Consider the following 16,728-nt stretch of genomic DNA (forward strand, 5'->3'; position numbering starts at 1 on the left):
TGATGTAGCTGCGCTGCCGACAAACGGTTTTCGAGGTGGCAAAAAGGGGGCCAAGCCCCCTTTTTGCTTACTGAGTCAACGCCAGGGCGTCAATTACTCAGCGGCGGCTACCGGAGCTTCTTCAGCGAACTGCTCGGTACCACCAGCAACGTGGTTGCGACCACGGATTACAGCGTCAGCCATCGAACCCATGTACAGCTGGATAGCGCGGATTGCGTCATCGTTGCCTGGGATGATGTAGTCAACGCCTTCCGGGCTGCTGTTGGTATCGACTACGCCGATAACAGGGATGCCCAGCTTGTTGGCTTCGGTGATCGCGATGCGCTCATGATCAACGTCGATAACGAACAGTGCGTCAGGCAGACCGCCCATGTCCTTGATACCACCCAGGGAACGATCGAGCTTTTCCAGGTCACGGGAGCGCATCAGCGCTTCTTTCTTGGTCAGCTTGGCGAAAGTACCGTCTTCGGCCTGCACTTCAAGGTCACGCAGACGCTTGATGGAAGCACGGATGGTTTTGAAGTTGGTCAGCATGCCGCCCAACCAGCGGTGATCGACGTACGGCGAACCGCAACGTGCTGCTTCTTCAGCAACGATCTTGCCAGCGGAACGCTTGGTGCCGACGAACAGAATCTTGTTTTTGCCCTGAGCCAGGCGCTCTACGAAAGTCAAAGCTTCGTTGAACATTGGCAGGGTTTTTTCAAGGTTGATGATGTGGATCTTGTTACGCGCGCCGAAAATGTATTTACCCATTTTCGGGTTCCAGTAACGGGTCTGGTGACCGAAGTGCACACCGGCCTTCAGCATATCGCGCATGTTGACTTGGGACATGATAGTTCCTTAATAAGTCGGGTTTGGCCTCCACGTATCCCAATGACCAACCAGCGGCATCAAGGCCTCCGGCACCCAGGTCATCGTGTCGACACGTGTGTGGATTTAAGCTTTTCGGGGCATCCCCGGAAAGCGGCGCATTTTATACCACACGAAGGGCGAAAACGAAACACGCAATCACATCTGACGTGCGCGACCTCTACGCAACCCTTTGAATAGAGCGGATTTAACCCCACCCTATAGAGAGAAGCGATCGTCAGGGGCTCATGGTTTACCGTCCGCGTCTGGTAGAATCGCGTTTTTTGTGGCTTGTGCGAATTCTGCAGCCTTTTGTCGCACGCCCGTAAACCATATTGATTTCAGCGCGTCGCGCTAGAGAGAGCCTGTATGACCGTTAGTTTGAAAACCGCCGAAGACATCGCCGGCATGCGCATTGCCGGCAAACTGGCTGCCGACGTGCTGGAAATGATCGCCGAACACGTCAAGCCCGGCGTCACCACCGAAGAACTGAACCAGATCTGCCACGACTACATCGTCAACGTGCAGAAGGCTATCCCTGCCCCGCTCAACTATAAGGGCTTCCCCAAGTCGATCTGCACCTCGGTCAACCATGTGGTCTGCCACGGCATTCCGGGTGACAAGCCGTTGAAGGATGGCGACACCCTGAACATCGACGTCACCGTGATCAAGGACCGCTACTTCGGCGACACCAGCCGCATGTTCCACGTCGGCAACGTGCCGGTCTGGGCCGAGCGCCTGTCCCAGGTGACCCAGGAGTGCATGTACAAGGCCATCGAGATCGTCAAGCCCGGCTGCCGCCTGGGCGATATCGGCGAAGTGATCCAGAAGCACGCCGAAAAGAACGGTTTCTCGGTGGTTCGCGATTTCTGCGGCCACGGCATCGGCACCGTATTTCACGAAGAACCACAGATTTTGCACTATGGCCGCGCCGGCACCGGCATGGAGCTCAAGGCAGGCATGACCTTTACCATCGAGCCGATGATCAACCAGGGCAAGGCCGACACCAAGGTGCTGGGCGACGGCTGGACCGCCATCACCAAGGACCGCAAGCTCTCGGCCCAATGGGAACACACCCTGCTGGTCACCGAGACCGGCTACGAGATCTTCACCCTGCGCGCCGATGACACGATCCCTCGCGTTTCAGCCTGACGGATTGCCCAGGTTTTCCCGCAGCGTGTTGTGACTGACTGAATAGATAGAAAGGAAAACCGATCGATGCCCCAGGTGGATCCCGAACTCTTCGACCGTGGCCAGTTCCAGGCCGAACTGGCCCTGAAGGCGAGCCCCATCGCCGCGTTCAAGAAGGCCATCCGCCAAGCCCGCGAGGTGCTCGATGAGCGCTTTCGCAGTGGCCGGGACATACGCCGACTGATCGAAGACCGTGCCTGGTTCGTCGACAACATCCTGCAAAAGGCCTGGGAGCAGTTCAGTTGGAGCGAAGACGCCGATATCGCCCTGGTGGCGGTCGGCGGCTACGGGCGTGGCGAACTGCACCCCTATTCCGACATCGACCTGCTGATCCTGCTGGACAGCGCCGATCATGAGATCTTTCGCGATTCCATCGAGCGCTTTCTGACGCTGCTGTGGGACATCGGCCTGGAAGTCGGCCAGAGCGTGCGTTCGGTCGATGAATGCGCCGAAGAAGCCCGCGCCGACTTGACGGTCGTCACCAACCTGATGGAAAGCCGCACCATCTGCGGCCCCGAACGCCTGCGCCAACGAATGCTCGATGTCACCAGCACCGCGCACATGTGGCCCAGCAAGGATTTCTTCCTGGCCAAGCGCGCCGAGCAGAAGACACGGCATCACAAATACAACGACACCGAATACAACCTGGAACCCAACGTCAAAGGCTCGCCGGGCGGGCTGCGCGACATCCAGACGATTTTGTGGGTCGCCCGTCGCCAGTACGGCACCCTGAACCTGCGCGCCCTGGCCGGCGAAGGCTTTTTGGTGGAGAGCGAAAACGCCTTGCTGGCCTCGTCCCAGGAATTCCTGTGGAAGGTGCGCTACGCCCTGCACATGCTCGCCGGGCGCTCCGAAGACCGCCTGCTGTTCGATCATCAGCGCTCCATCGCGACCCTGCTGGGTTTCGAAAGCGAGGACGCCAAGACCAGCATCGAAAGCTTCATGCAGCAGTACTACCGAGTGGTCATGAGCATCGCCCAGCTCAGCGACCTGATTATCCAGCACTTTGAAGAAGTGATCCTGGCCCCCGAAGACGAAGCGCCGCCGCAGCCGATCAATGCGCGCTTCCAGCTGCACGACGGCTATATCGAGGCGCGCAACGACAACGTGTTCCGTCGCACCCCGTTCGCCATGCTGGAAATCTTCGTGTTGATGGCCCAGCAGCCGGAAATCAAAGGCGTGCGCGCCGACACCATCCGCCTGCTGCGGGAAAACCGTCACCTGATCGACGATGATTTTCGCAACGATATCCGCAACACCAGCCTGTTTATCGAGCTGTTCAAGTGCAAGATCGGCATTCACCGCAACCTGCGCCGCATGAACCGCTACGGCATCCTCGGACGTTATCTGCCGGAATTCGGCTTTATCGTCGGGCAGATGCAGCACGACCTGTTCCACATCTATACGGTGGACGCGCATACGCTGAACCTGATCAAACACCTGCGTAAGCTGCAATACACCCAGGTGTCGGAGAAATTTCCGCTGGCCAGTAAGCTGATGGCCAAGCTGCCCAAGCCGGAGCTGATCTACCTGGCCGGCCTGTACCACGACATCGGCAAGGGCCGGCATGGCGACCACTCGGAAGTCGGTGCGGTCGACGCCGAAGCGTTCTGCCAGCGCCACCAGTTGCCGCAGTGGGACAGCCGCCTGATCGTCTGGCTGGTGCAGAACCACCTGGTCATGTCGACCACCGCCCAGCGCAAGGACTTGTCCGACCCGCAGGTGATCCACGACTTCGCGCAGATCGTCGGCAACGAAACCCGCCTCGACTACCTGTACGTGCTGACCGTCTCCGATATCAACGCCACCAACCCGACGCTGTGGAACTCGTGGCGCGCCAGCCTCTTGCGCCAGCTGTATACCGAGACCAAGCGCGCCCTGCGTCGCGGCCTGGAAAACCCGGTGGACCGCGAAGAGCAGATCCGCCGCACCCAAAGCGCGGCGCTGGATATTCTGGTGCGCGGCGGCAACGACCCGGACGACGTCGAGCAATTGTGGTCACAGCTGGGTGACGATTACTTCCTGCGTCACACCGCTGGCGATGTGGCCTGGCACACTGATGCGATCCTGCAACAGCCGGCCGATGGCGGCCCGCTGGTGTTGATCAAGGAAACCACCCAGCGCGAGTTCGAGGGCGGCACGCAGATCTTCATCTATGCGCCCGACCAGCACGACTTCTTCGCCGTGACCGTGGCGGCCATGGACCAGCTCAACCTGAACATCCATGACGCTCGGGTCATTACCTCCAGCAGCCAGTTCACCCTCGACACCTACATCGTGCTCGACACCGAAGGCGAGTCCATCGGCGACAACCCGGCGCGGGTGAAAAAGATCCGCGAAGGCCTCACCGAAGCACTGCGCAACCCGGATGACTACCCGACCATCATCCAGCGCCGCGTGCCGCGCCAACTCAAGCACTTTGCCTTTGCGCCCCAGGTGACCATTTCCAACGATGCACAGCGCCCGGTCACGGTGCTGGAACTCAGCGCCCCGGATCGCCCCGGCCTGCTGGCGCGTATCGGCGGGATCTTCCTGGAATTCGATTTGTCGTTACAGAATGCCAAGATTGCGACCCTCGGCGAGCGCGTGGAAGACGTGTTCTTCATCACCGATGCCGACAACCAGCCGCTGTCCGATCCTGAGCTGTGCCTGCGATTGCAGGAAGCTATCGTGCAGCAGTTGAGCGTGACTCAGGAACCCGGTGTCGAGCTGACGCGCCTGACGATCTAAACCTCATTCCAGTTTTTAACGCCTTGCACGAGATTCCCATGAACAACGCCCTGAACCAGTTGCAGCCCTACCCGTTCGAGAAACTGCGGGCCCTGCTCGGCAGCGTCACACCGAACCCGGACAAGCGCCCGATTGCGCTGTCCATCGGCGAGCCCAAGCACACCTCGCCAGCCTTCGTGGCCGAGGCACTGAGCAGCAACCTCGACCAGATGGCGGTGTACCCCACCACCCTGGGCATCCCGGCCCTGCGCGAGGCTATCGGTGCCTGGTGCGAACGCCGCTTCAACGTGCCAAAGGGCTGGCTGGACCCGGCGCGCAACATCCTGCCGGTCAATGGCACCCGTGAAGCGCTGTTCGCCTTCACCCAGACCGTGGTCAACCGTGGCGACGACGCCCTGGTGGTGAGCCCCAATCCGTTCTACCAAATCTATGAAGGCGCCGCGTTCCTGGCCGGGGCCAAGCCGCACTACCTGCCGTGCCTGGACGAAAACGGCTTCAACCCGGATTTCGATGCGGTTTCGCCGGACATCTGGAAACGCTGCCAGATCCTGTTCCTGTGCTCCCCAGGCAACCCGACCGGCGCGCTGATCCCGGTAGAGACCCTGAAAAAACTCATCGCCCTGGCCGACGAATACGATTTCGTCATTGCCGCCGACGAGTGCTACAGCGAACTGTACTTCGATGAACAAACCCCGCCACCGGGCCTGCTGAGCGCCTGCGTCGAACTGGGTCGCCAGGACTTCAAGCGTTGCGTGGTATTCCACAGCCTGTCCAAACGCTCCAACCTGCCCGGCCTGCGTTCAGGTTTTGTCGCCGGCGACGCCGACATCCTCAAGGCCTTCTTGCTGTACCGCACTTATCACGGCTGCGCGATGCCGGTACAAACCCAACTGGCCAGCATCGCCGCCTGGCAGGACGAGGCTCATGTACAAGCCAACCGCGACCTGTACCGCGAGAAATTCGACGCCGTGCTGACAATCCTCAAACCGGTGCTGGATGTGCAACATCCCGACGGCGGGTTCTACCTGTGGCCAAATGTGGATGGCGACGATACCGCCTTCTGCCGCGACTTGTTCGTGGAAGAGCACGTGACCGTGGTGCCGGGCTCGTACCTGTCGCGCGAGGTGGATGGCGCTAACCCGGGGGCCGGTCGTGTGCGCCTGGCACTGGTTGCGCCGCTGGCCGAGTGCGTCGAAGCGGCTGAGCGGATTCGGGACTTTATTCAGCGTCGCCGGTAAGCAACCGGGTCACTTCAGTGGCCCCAGGTTCGCCTCACTCATATCCAGCTCCGCCAGCACCTCCCGCAAAACGTCATCACCGATCTGGTGATGACGGCTCAAGCTATATAGCTCCAACCGTTGCGCGCGCAGGGCCTTCAGCCGCAGTTTTCGCTCAAGCAGGTCCATCTGCCGCGCCAGTGCCTGGGCTTCGGCCGAATCGTTGAACACCTCCAACTGATGACGATACTCCGACATCAGCCGCGCCTTGAGTTCGGTCGCCAATGCCGCCTGGGCGGCGTCGGACATTTCCGATTCAGCCGGCTCTTCGACCTCCAGCGCGTGAATCGCTGCAACGGCGGTCTTTTTCCACGCCTCGCGCACTTCGTTATGGCGCTTCTCATCGGGGCTCTTTTCGAGACCGCGCAGTAGCAACGGCAAGGCAATGCAGGCGCAGACCAGTGAAAGCAGGATCACGCCGGCCGCAATAAAGATCAGCAGATCGCGCTCAGGAAAGTCTTTGCCAGGCGCCAGCAACAAAGGCACCGACATCACACCCGCCAGTGTCACCGCACCGCGCACCCCGCCGACCGTCAAGAGCCAACAGGATCGGGCGGTAGGTACCAACGTCAGCTCACTTTTCCCACGCAGGCGACGCAACAATCCCGACAGCCTCCAGATGCTCTGTACCCAGATAAACCGCAGCACCACCAGTACCAGGAAGATCGCGACCACATCCACGCAGCGATAGAAAAGCGTTGGCCAAAGCGTCGGTTCATGGCTCACCACCGCCTTGATAATGTCCGGCAATTGCAGGCCCAGCAGCAGGAAGATCAAGCCATTGAAGGCAAACTCCAACAACGACCACACACTGCGATTGAGCAGGCGCGTACTGGTCTGGCGTGGCAGCAGGTCGAGCCAGCTCTGCATCATCCCAGCAGCGACCGCCGACAAAATCCCCGAGGCACCCAAACGCTCAGCCAACACATAGGCAGCAAACGGCAGCAGTAACATGAACACCACGTGGGTCGCCGGGTCGTCCCAACCGCGCGCGATCATCCAGGCGCGCAAGCGGCCGACCAGCCAGCTCAACGCCACACCGACCGCCAGGCCACCCACCGCTACCAGCACGAAGGTCAGGCTCGCATCCGCCAGGGAAAACACCCCGGTCAACGCCGCGGCCAAGGCGAACTTGAACGTCACCAGGCCCGACGCGTCATTCATCAACGCTTCGCCCTGGAGCATGTGCATCAGCGGGGTGGGCAAACGGTTCTGGGAAATGGCCGACACCGCCACGGCATCCGTCGGCGACAACACGGCGGCCAACGCGAAAGCCACCGGCAAGGGGATCGTCGGCAACAGCCAATGGATGAAGTAACCGGCGCCCACCACGGTAAACAGCACCAGCCCCACCGCCAACGTCAGGATCGGGCCTCTGAGTCGCCACAACTCGCGCTTGGGCATGCGCCATCCGTCGGAGAACAGCAACGGCGGCAGGAACAGAAACAGAAACAACTCCGGGTCCAGCGCCACATGCAGCCCAAGCGTGGGCCAGGCCAGCAGCGCGCCGGCGGCAATCTGCACCAGCGGCAACGGAAGCGGAATCACACGCCCAACCAGACGCGAAACGCTGACCAGCATCAGCAGGATAAGAACGGTGTAGGCGGTTTGCATAACGCGGGGTTCTCGGACAATCGACTTGCAAGGACACACATCAGGCAACAACTAGTCGTTGAAGTGCCATAACCGGGCCATATTACCGGGCTATGTTACGGGCTATGCCACGCAGTGGCTTTTGCACAAAAGTCGCACAGCGCAGGACGAGCGGCACCCAAAGCCGCTGGTCATGGCATAATCCGTAACCTTTAGTTTGCATCCGTCCAAAAGGGGGCAATTCCTTGACCGCTTCAAGCAAAACCTTGCACCTTTTCGGCATAAAAGCCTGCGACACCATGAAAAAGGCGCGCACCTGGCTCGATGAGCACGCGGTGAACTATGAGTTCCACGACTACAAAACGGCCGGTATCGACCGCGAACACTTGACCCAATGGTGCAACGAGCACGGTTGGCAGGTGGTTTTGAACCGTGCGGGCACCACCTTTCGCAAACTCGAAGACGAACGCAAAGCCGATCTCGATCAGTCGAAAGCCATTGAATTGATGCTCGCACAACCTTCGATGATCAAGCGCCCGGTGCTTGATCTCGGTGACAGAACCTTGATTGGCTTCAAGCCAGATACTTATTCGGCGGCCCTCAAGTAGGCCAGCCCTTCCCCATTTTTGTAGAGGTAACAGCATGTCCCATTCCCTGTTCAGCCTGGGCTTCGGCGTCGGCACTCAGAACCGCCAAGGTGCTTGGCTGGAAGTGTTTTACGCACAACCGTTGCTCAACCCGCCAGCTGAAATCGTCGCGGCTATCGCACCCATCCTGGGTTACGCCGAAGGCAACCAGGCCATCACCTTCACCGTGACTCAGGCGCTGCAAATGGCCGACGCGCTCAAAGGCGTCGACGCAGCCCAGGCCGCCCTGCTGAGCCGCCTGGCTGAAAGCCACACGCCGCTGGTCGCTACCCTGCTGGCCGAAGACGCCGCGCTGACCTCCACGCCCGAGGCCTACCTCAAGCTGCACCTGCTGTCGCATCGCCTGGTCAAGCCGCACGGCCTGAGCCTGGCCGGTGTGTTCCCGCAGTTGCCGAACGTGGCCTGGACCAGCCAGGGCGCGATCGACATCAATGAACTGGCCGAACGCCAGCTGGAAGCACGCCTGCGTGGCGACCTGCTGGAAGTGTTTTCGGTGGACAAGTTCCCGAAAATGACCGACTACGTGGTGCCGGCCGGCGTGCGTATCGCTGATGCCGCCCGTCTGCGCCTGGGCGCCTATGTGGGCGAAGGCACCACCGTGATGCACGAAGGTTTCGTCAATTTCAACGCTGGCACCGAAGGCCCGGGCATGATCGAAGGTCGTGTATCGGCGGGCGTATTCGTCGGCAAGGGCTCGGACCTGGGCGGCGGTTGCTCCACCATGGGCACCCTGTCGGGCGGCGGCAACATCGTGATCAAGGTCGGCGAAGGCTGCCTGATCGGCGCCAACGCCGGTATCGGTATTCCGCTGGGCGACCGCAACACCGTGGAGTCGGGCCTGTACGTCACCGCCGGCACCAAGGTCGCACTGCTGGACGAGAAGAACCAACTGGTCAAGGTGGTCAAGGCGCGTGAACTGGCCGGCCAGCCGGACCTGCTGTTCCGCCGCAACTCCGAGACCGGTGCCGTGGAATGCAAAACCCACAAATCGGCCATCGAACTGAACGAAGCGCTGCACGCTCACAACTAAGCAGCCACTCGATGCCACTAACGGGCCGCGCCTTCAGGGGACGGCCCGTTCATACGAGTCTTGACCACCATGCTTGTGCCCTCCCCCTGGCGCGCCGACTTTCCGGCCATCGCCACCCTGCAACGGCAAGACCAGACCTATCTGGACAACGCCGCCACCACGCAAAAACCCCAGGTCCTGCTGGATGCCATCAGTCATTACTACGCCAATGGCGCAGCCAATGTGCACCGGGCCCAGCATTTGCCGGGGGCGCATGCGACCCAAGCCTTCGAGGACAGCCGCAGCAAGGCTGCGCAGTGGTTGAATGCAGGCGACACGGGGCAGATCGTGTTTACCCACGGCGCGACGTCAGCGCTGAACCTCTTGGCTTATGGCCTTGAGCATCTATTCAATGCGGGCGATGAGATTGTCATCAGCGCCCTGGAACACCACGCCAACCTGCTGCCCTGGCAGCAACTGGCCAAACGTCATGCGCTGAAACTGGTGGTATTGCCGCTGGACGATGACGGCGTGATCGACCTGAATGCGGCCGCCGAATTGATCGGCTCGCGTACACGGCTGCTGGCGGTGAGCCAACTCTCCAATGTCCTCGGCACCTGGCAACCCCTGGAGGCCTTACTCGCCCTGGCCAAGGCCCATGGCGCGCTGAGCGTGATCGATGGTGCCCAAGGCATCGTCCATGGTCGCCACGATGTGCAGGCGCTGGGCTGCGACTTTTATGTGTTTTCCAGCCACAAGCTCTACGGCCCGGACGGCGTCGGCGTGCTGTATGGCCGCAACGAAGCCCTGCACCACCTGCGCCACTGGCAGTTCGGCGGCGAGATGGTGCAACAGGCCGACTACCACAGCGCGAGTTTCCGCCCTGCGCCGCTGGGCTTCGAGGCCGGTACCCCACCGATTGCCGGTGTGATCGGTTTGGGCGCCAGCCTGGATTATCTGAGTTCGCTGGATCAGCAGGCGATAATCGCCCATGAGGCAGCGCTGCATGACTACCTGCTGCGCGGGCTAAAAGCGCGCAATGGTCTGCGGCTGCTGGGCTCGCCGCAAGTGGCGCTGGCGAGCTTCACCGTCGAGAACCTGCACAATGCCGACCTCGCCTACCTGCTGGCGGACCAGGGCATTGCCGTGCGCGCCGGCCATCATTGCGCGATGCCACTGCTCAAGCAGATGAACCTCACCGGGGCGATACGCGTGTCGCTGGCCCTGTACAACGACTCGGCCGATGTGGAGCGGTTCTTTGACGCGCTGGATCACACGCTGGATATGCTGCGATGAGCCTGCCGACAGACGCAGTGACTGCGCTGCACACCTTCCAGACGGTTGGCGGTTGGGAGCAACGCGCCCGCCTGCTGATGCAGTGGGGAGAGCGCCTGCCGGTGTTGGCGGACGAGGATAAGATCGAGGCCAACCTGGTGCAGGGCTGCGAGAGCCTGGTGTGGCTGGTCGGCCGCCTGCTGGAAGGCCGTTGGCAGTTTGCTGCCAGCAGCGATGCGCGGATGATTCGAGGGTTGGTGGCGTTGTTGCTGGCGCGAGTCAATGGGTTGTCGGCGGCTGAGTTGCAAGCGGTCGACTTGCCTGACTGGTTCAATCAACTGGGGCTTTCGCGCCAGCTGTCGCCGTCCAGAAGCAACGGCTTGAATGCAGTCCTGCAGCGCATGCGCGAGTTGAGCCGTACACAAATCTAAATGTGGGAGGTGCTGAAATTCAGGCGGGTTTGACCCGCTCTGAAGGCCGGCGCACCCCAGCCACAATCTTGTCCACCGCCTTGGTCGCCGCCACCATGCCAAAGGTCGCGGTGACCATCATCACCGCGCCAAACCCACCGGCACAGTCGAGCTTCACCCCGTCGCCGACAAAACTCTTCTGCAAACAGATGCTGCCGTCCGGCTTGGGATAGCGCAGCTGTTCGGTGGAAAAAACGCACGGCACGCTGTAATGACGGGTCACGGTGCGCGAGAAACCGTAGTCGCGACGCAACGTGGAACGCACTTTCGAGGCCAGCGGGTCGTTGAAGGTGCGGTTCAGGTCGCACACCTGGATCAATGTGGGGTCGATCTGTCCGCCGGCACCGCCGGTGGTGATGATCTGGATCTTGCGGCGCTTGCACCAGGCAATCAGCGCGGCCTTGGCGTTGACCGCGTCGATACAGTCAATCACGCAGTCGATATTCGCAGTGATGTACTCGGCCATGGTGTCGCGGGTCACGAAATCCGCCACTGCATGCACTGTGCAATCCGGGTTGATGCCCCGCAGGCGTTCGGCCATCACCTCGACCTTGGGCTTGCCCACGGTGCTGTCCAGGGCATGCAACTGGCGGTTGCTGTTGCTGACGCAGACATCGTCCAGGTCAAACAGCGAAATCTCGCCCACGCCGCAGCGCGCCATGGCTTCCGCCGCCCAGGAGCCAACGCCGCCGACGCCGACGATCGCCACATGGGCCGCTTTCAAGCGTTCCAGGCCTTCAATGCCATACAAGCGGGCGACGCCTGCAAACCGCGTATCTTCTGTACTCATGACCATTACCCCAAAAACCGGCGCGCATTATGGGCTACGCGGCGACAAGTTTTAAGCTACAAGTTAAGAACTTAGATGTACTTTCGCTGCCCAATGTCCGGTTTTTCTCTGCTTGCTGTACGGTCAGGGAAAGGCCGGTGTAGGATGCGCGCCGTTCGGCGCAGGCCGGCACCTCTTTTCGTTCCACACCTTTTGGAACCCGACATAACCATGGCATCGCGTAAATTTGGACTCAACCTGGTGGTGGTGCTGGCAATTGCCGCACTGTTCACCGGCTTCTGGGCGCTGATCAACCGCCCGGTCACCGCTCCCAACTGGCCTGAGCAGATCTCGGGGTTTTCCTACTCGCCGTTCCAGCAAGGCCAGTACCCGCAAAAAGAGCAGTACCCCACTGACGAGCAGATGCGTCAGGACCTGGCAATCATGAGCAAGCTGACGGACAACATCCGTACCTATTCGGTCGACGGCACCCTGGGGGACATCCCCAAGCTGGCGGAAGAGTTCGGCCTGCGCGTGACCCTCGGGATCTGGATCAGCCCGGACCTGGAGCGCAACGAACGCGAAATCCAACGTGCCATCGAAATTGCCAACAGCTCGCGCAGTGTCGTGCGGGTGGTGGTCGGTAACGAAGCGCTGTTCCGTGAAGAGATCACCCCAGAGGCACTGATCGTGCTGCTGGACCGCGTGCGCGCCGCCGTCAAAGTACCGGTCACGACCTCCGAGCAGTGGCACATCTGGGAAAAGAACCCGCAACTGGCCAAGCACGTCGACCTGATCGCCGCGCACATCCTGCCGTTTTGGGAGTTCATCCCGATGGACAAGGCCGGCCAATATGTACTCGACCGTGCCAGGGACCTGAAGAAACTGTTCCCGAAAAAACCGCTGCTGCTGTCGGAAGTAGGCTGGCCAAGTAACGGGCGCATGCGCGGCGGGAATGAAGCGTCCCCGGCGGACCAGGCGATTTACCTGCGCACACTGGTGAACAAGCTCAATCGCCAGGGCTACAACTACTTCGTGATCGAGGCTTTCGATCAGCCGTGGAAAGTCAGCGATGAAGGCTCGGCCGGTGCCTATTGGGGCGTATTCAACGCCGCGCGCCAGCAGAAATTCAATTTTGAAGGTCCCGTCGTCGCAATCCCCCAATGGCGTGTACTGGCCATCGGTTCGGTGGTGCTCGCGCTGCTGTCGCTGACCCTGCTGATGATCGACGGCTCGGCCCTGCGCCAACGTGGCCGTACCTTCCTGACGTTTATCGCGTTCCTGTGCGGTTCGGTGCTGGTGTGGATCGGCTACGACTACAGTCAGCAATACAGCACCTGGTTCAGTGTCACCGTGGGCATCCTCTTGGCGCTCGGCGCCCTGGGCGTGTTTATCGTGCTGCTCACCGAAGCCCATGAACTGGCCGAAGCGGTGTGGACCCACAAGCGCCGCCGCGAATTCCTGCCGGTTGAAGGGGATTCGGACTACCGCCCGAAAGTATCGATCCACGTGCCGTGCTACAACGAACCGCCGGAGATGGTCAAACAGACCCTCGACGCCCTGGCCGCCCTCGACTATCCGGACTACGAAGTCCTGATCATCGACAACAACACCAAGGACCCGGCGGTTTGGGAACCGGTGCGCGACTACTGCGAAACCCTGGGCCCGCGCTTCAAGTTCTTCCACGTCGCGCCCCTGGCCGGTTTCAAGGGCGGTGCGTTGAACTACCTGATCCCGCACACCGCCAAGGATGCCGAAGTGATCGCAGTGATCGACTCGGACTACTGCGTATCGCCCAACTGGCTCAAGCACATGGTGCCGCACTTCGCCGACCCGAAAATCGCCGTGGTGCAGTCGCCGCAGGATTACCGCGACCAGAACGAAAGCACCTTCAAGAAGCTCTGCTACGCGGAATACAAAGGCTTCTTCCATATCGGCATGGTCACCCGCAACGACCGCGACGCGATCATCCAGCACGGCACCATGACCATGACACGCCGCTCGGTGCTCGAAGAACTGGGCTGGGCCGACTGGTGTATCTGTGAAGACGCCGAACTCGGCCTGCGGGTATTCGAGAAAGGTCTGTCGGCGGCGTATTACCACGACAGCTACGGCAAGGGCCTGATGCCGGACACCTTTATCGACTTCAAGAAACAGCGTTTCCGCTGGGCCTATGGCGCGATCCAGATCATCAAGCGGCACACTGCCAGCCTGTTGCGCGGCAAAGACACCGAGCTGACCCGCGGCCAGCGCTATCACTTCCTGGCGGGCTGGTTGCCGTGGGTGGCCGATGGCATGAACATTTTCTTCACCGTCGGCGCGCTGTTGTGGTCGGCGGCGATGATCATCGTGCGACGCGGGTCGACCGCCGCTGCTGATTTTCGCGATCCCGCCCTTGGCGTTGTTCGTGTTCAAGGTGGGCAAGATCATCTTCCTGTACCGCCGTGCGGTAGGTGTGAACCTCAAGGACGCATTCTGCGCGGCCCTGGCCGGGCTGGCGCTGTCCCACACCATCGCCAAGGCGGTGCTGTATGGTTTCTTCACCACCAGCATTCCGTTCTTTCGTACACCGAAAAACGCGGATAACCATGGCTTCTGGGTGGCCATTTCCGAAGCCCGCGAAGAAATGTTCATCATGCTGCTGTTGTGGGGCGCGGCGCTGGGGATCTACCTGGTGCAGGGCCTGCCGAGCAACGACATGCGCTTCTGGGTGGTGATGCTGCTGGTGCAGTCGCTGCCGTACGTGGCGGCGTTGATCATGGCGTTCCTGTCGTCGCTGCCGAAACCGGCAGCGGCACCTGAGCCCGCACCGGCCAGTTAAAACTGGCGCAATGCACTAAACGGCGGCCTCTGGCCGCGTTTTGCTATAAGATAACGGCCGTTTTGTCTGCCCGCCCTGCTCTTCCAAACATGCTTTCCGGAGTTTTCCCATGACGGCCCATGCCGACCTTTCGCCGACCCTTCAACTTGCCATCGACCTGATCCGTCGCCCGTCGGTCACGCCGATCGACGCCGATTGCCAGAAGCTGATGATGCAGCGCCTGGGCGACGCTGGTTTTGCGCTGGAGCCGATGCGCATCTTCGAGGTGGATAACTTCTGGGCCACCCACGGCAAGCACGAAGGACCGGTGCTGTGCTTTGCCGGCCACACCGACGTGGTACCGACCGGCCCGGTGCAGGCCTGGCAGAACGATCCGTTCGACGCGCTGATCGACGAAAACGGCATGCTCTGCGGGCGTGGCGCCGCCGACATGAAAGGCAGCCTGGCGGCCATGCTGGTGGCCGCGGAGCGTTTCGTCACCGACTACCCGGACCACAAGGGTTCGGTCGCTTTCCTGATCACCAGCGATGAAGAAGGCCCGGCGCACCACGGCACCAAAGCCGTGATCGAACGACTGGCCGCACGCAAGGAGCGCCTGGACTGGTGCATCGTCGGCGAACCATCGAGCACCACCCTGGTGGGCGATGTGGTCAAGAACGGCCGCCGTGGTTCCCTCGGTGCCACCCTGACCGTGCGCGGCGTACAAGGCCACGTGGCCTACCCGCACCTGGCGAAGAACCCGATTCATCTGGCTGCGCCGGCCTTGGCCGAATTGGCCGCGGAGCATTGGGACAACGGCAACACGTTCTTTCCGCCGACCAGCTTCCAGATCTCCAACCTCAATGCCGGCACCGGCGCCACCAACGTGATTCCCGGCGACCTGACGGCGGTGTTCAACTTCCGCTTCTCCACCGAATCCACCGTCGAAGGCCTGCAACAGCGCGTCGCGGCGATTCTCGACAAGCATGGCCTGGACTGGCACGTTGAGTGGGCACTGTCGGGCCTGCCGTTCCTCACCGAACCGGGCGCGTTGCTCGACGCCGTATCGGCCAGCATCAAGGCGATCACCGGTCGCGAAACCCAGGCGTCCACCAGCGGCGGCACCTCGGACGGGCGTTTCATCGCCACCCTCGGCACCCAGGTGGTCGAGCTGGGCCCGGTCAACGCGACGATCCATCAGGTCAACGAGCGCATCCTCGCCAGCGACCTCGATGTGCTGACCGAAATCTACTACCAGACCCTGATCAAGTTGCTCGCCTGATGCTCGCTTGCCCCCTTTGCAGCGCCCCGCTCAACGCGGTGGAAAATGGCGTGGTGTGCCCGGCCGGACACCGTTTTGACCGTGCGCGCCAGGGTTACCTGAACCTGCTGCCGGTGCAGCACAAAAACAGCCGCGATCCGGGCGACAACCTGGCCATGGTCGAGGCACGCCGCGACTTCCTTAACGCCGGGCACTACGCCCCGGTGGCCAGACGCCTGGCGGAACTGGCGGCCGAGCGCGCGCCGCAGCGCTGGGTGGACATCGGCTGTGGCGAGGGTTACTACACCGCGCAAATCGCCGACGCCCTGCCCCACGCCGACGGCTATGCACTGGATATCTCCAAGGAAGCCGTCAAGCGCGCCTGCAAGCGCAACCCGGCGCTGACCTGGTTGATCGCCAGCATGGCCCGCGTGCCCTTGGCCGATGCCAGCTGCCAGTTCCTCGCCAGTGTGTTCAGCCCGTTGGACTGGCAGGAGGCCAAGCGCCTGCTCAGCCCCGGCGGCGGCTTGATGAAGGTTGGCCCCACCCGTGGCCATCTGATGCAATTGCGCGAGCGCCTGTACGACGAAGTGCGCGAGTACACCGACGATAAGCACCTGGCCCTGGTGCCACAGGGCATGAGCCTGGCGCACAGCGAAACCCTGGAGTTCACATTGAGCCTGGCCAAGCCCAGCGACCGCGCCAACCTGCTGGCCATGACACCCCATGGCTGGCGTGCCAGTGCCGAGCGCCGCGCCGAGGTGATCGAGGCCGCCGAGCCGCTGCAGGTCACCGTGTCGATGCGCTACGATTATTTCGTGCTTCAATAACCGACTTTCTACATCCGCGAATGGATT

The 16,728-nt window shown here is 61.5% G+C and carries 12 protein-coding genes and 1 pseudogene; 10 read left to right on the forward strand and 3 right to left on the reverse strand.

The window, feature by feature from the left end:
- Nucleotides 1–93 precede the first annotated feature (93 nt).
- Nucleotides 94–831 (reverse strand): 30S ribosomal protein S2, encoded by a 738-nt coding sequence (rpsB, locus tag JWR98_RS20610; protein ID WP_003172263.1) that lies wholly within the window; start codon nucleotides 829–831, stop codon nucleotides 94–96.
- Nucleotides 832–1,218: 387 nt separating this feature from the next.
- Here rpsB and map point away from each other — a divergent pair, with 387 nt between their 5' ends.
- The 3 genes from map to dapC all read left to right on the forward strand — a co-directional run bounded on the left by map (nucleotide 1,219) and on the right by dapC (nucleotide 6,008).
- Nucleotides 1,219–2,001, forward strand: coding sequence for a type I methionyl aminopeptidase (gene map, locus JWR98_RS20615; protein WP_003172262.1), 783 nt, complete (start codon nucleotides 1,219–1,221; stop codon nucleotides 1,999–2,001).
- 66 nt (nucleotides 2,002–2,067) lie between these two features.
- The gene (locus JWR98_RS20620) at nucleotides 2,068–4,770 is read left to right on the forward strand and encodes a [protein-PII] uridylyltransferase (RefSeq protein WP_078731870.1); all 2,703 of its coding nucleotides are present in this window, start codon (nucleotides 2,068–2,070) and stop codon (nucleotides 4,768–4,770) included.
- Between the two features lie 38 nt (nucleotides 4,771–4,808).
- Nucleotides 4,809–6,008 (forward strand): succinyldiaminopimelate transaminase, encoded by a 1,200-nt coding sequence (gene dapC, locus JWR98_RS20625; RefSeq protein ID WP_205491069.1) that lies wholly within the window; start codon nucleotides 4,809–4,811, stop codon nucleotides 6,006–6,008.
- A gap of 9 nt (nucleotides 6,009–6,017) precedes the next feature.
- Here the strand turns inward: dapC and JWR98_RS20630 are convergent, their stop codons facing one another.
- Nucleotides 6,018–7,661 (reverse strand): Na+/H+ antiporter, encoded by a 1,644-nt coding sequence (locus JWR98_RS20630; protein WP_078731868.1) that lies wholly within the window; start codon nucleotides 7,659–7,661, stop codon nucleotides 6,018–6,020.
- Nucleotides 7,662–7,885: 224 nt separating this feature from the next.
- On the opposite strand from JWR98_RS20630, the gene JWR98_RS20635 reads away from it, so the two are divergent.
- The 4 genes from JWR98_RS20635 to JWR98_RS20650 all read left to right on the forward strand — a co-directional run bounded on the left by JWR98_RS20635 (nucleotide 7,886) and on the right by JWR98_RS20650 (nucleotide 11,002).
- On the forward strand, nucleotides 7,886–8,248 hold the full coding sequence (locus tag JWR98_RS20635; RefSeq protein ID WP_003172256.1) for an ArsC family reductase: 363 nt from the start codon (nucleotides 7,886–7,888) through the stop codon (nucleotides 8,246–8,248).
- 34 nt (nucleotides 8,249–8,282) lie between these two features.
- Nucleotides 8,283–9,317: a 2,3,4,5-tetrahydropyridine-2,6-dicarboxylate N-succinyltransferase gene (gene dapD, locus JWR98_RS20640; RefSeq protein ID WP_078823513.1), complete on the forward strand. Its 1,035-nt coding sequence runs from the start codon at nucleotides 8,283–8,285 to the stop codon at nucleotides 9,315–9,317.
- Nucleotides 9,318–9,386: 69 nt separating this feature from the next.
- A complete protein-coding gene (locus JWR98_RS20645) occupies nucleotides 9,387–10,592 on the forward strand; it encodes an aminotransferase class V-fold PLP-dependent enzyme (protein ID WP_205491071.1) in 1,206 nt (401 codons plus the stop codon).
- Complete coding sequence (locus JWR98_RS20650) at nucleotides 10,589–11,002, forward strand: SufE family protein (RefSeq protein WP_003172253.1); 414 nt, start codon at nucleotides 10,589–10,591, stop codon at nucleotides 11,000–11,002. Before JWR98_RS20645 ends, JWR98_RS20650 begins: the two co-directional genes overlap by 4 nt.
- Before the next feature lie 19 nt (nucleotides 11,003–11,021).
- On the opposite strand, the gene tcdA is transcribed toward JWR98_RS20650, so the two are convergent.
- A complete protein-coding gene (gene tcdA, locus JWR98_RS20655; protein WP_003172252.1) occupies nucleotides 11,022–11,831 on the reverse strand; it encodes a tRNA cyclic N6-threonylcarbamoyladenosine(37) synthase TcdA in 810 nt (269 codons plus the stop codon).
- Between the two features lie 210 nt (nucleotides 11,832–12,041).
- On the opposite strand from tcdA, the pseudogene JWR98_RS20660 reads away from it, so the two are divergent.
- The 3 genes and pseudogenes from JWR98_RS20660 (at nucleotide 12,042) to JWR98_RS20670 (ending at nucleotide 16,701) form a co-directional block, all read left to right on the forward strand.
- Nucleotides 12,042–14,631, forward strand: a pseudogene (locus tag JWR98_RS20660) (glycosyltransferase).
- 109 nt (nucleotides 14,632–14,740) lie between these two features.
- Complete coding sequence (gene dapE, locus JWR98_RS20665) at nucleotides 14,741–15,892, forward strand: succinyl-diaminopimelate desuccinylase (protein ID WP_003172250.1); 1,152 nt, start codon at nucleotides 14,741–14,743, stop codon at nucleotides 15,890–15,892.
- Nucleotides 15,892–16,701 (forward strand): putative RNA methyltransferase, encoded by an 810-nt coding sequence (locus JWR98_RS20670; RefSeq protein ID WP_205491073.1) that lies wholly within the window; start codon nucleotides 15,892–15,894, stop codon nucleotides 16,699–16,701. The genes dapE and JWR98_RS20670 overlap by 1 nt, the downstream gene beginning before the upstream one ends.
- Nucleotides 16,702–16,728: the final 27 nt, after the last annotated feature.

The sequence above is a fragment of the Pseudomonas lactucae genome, assembly GCF_016937615.1.
Classification (GTDB): domain Bacteria; phylum Pseudomonadota; class Gammaproteobacteria; order Pseudomonadales; family Pseudomonadaceae; genus Aquipseudomonas; species Aquipseudomonas lactucae.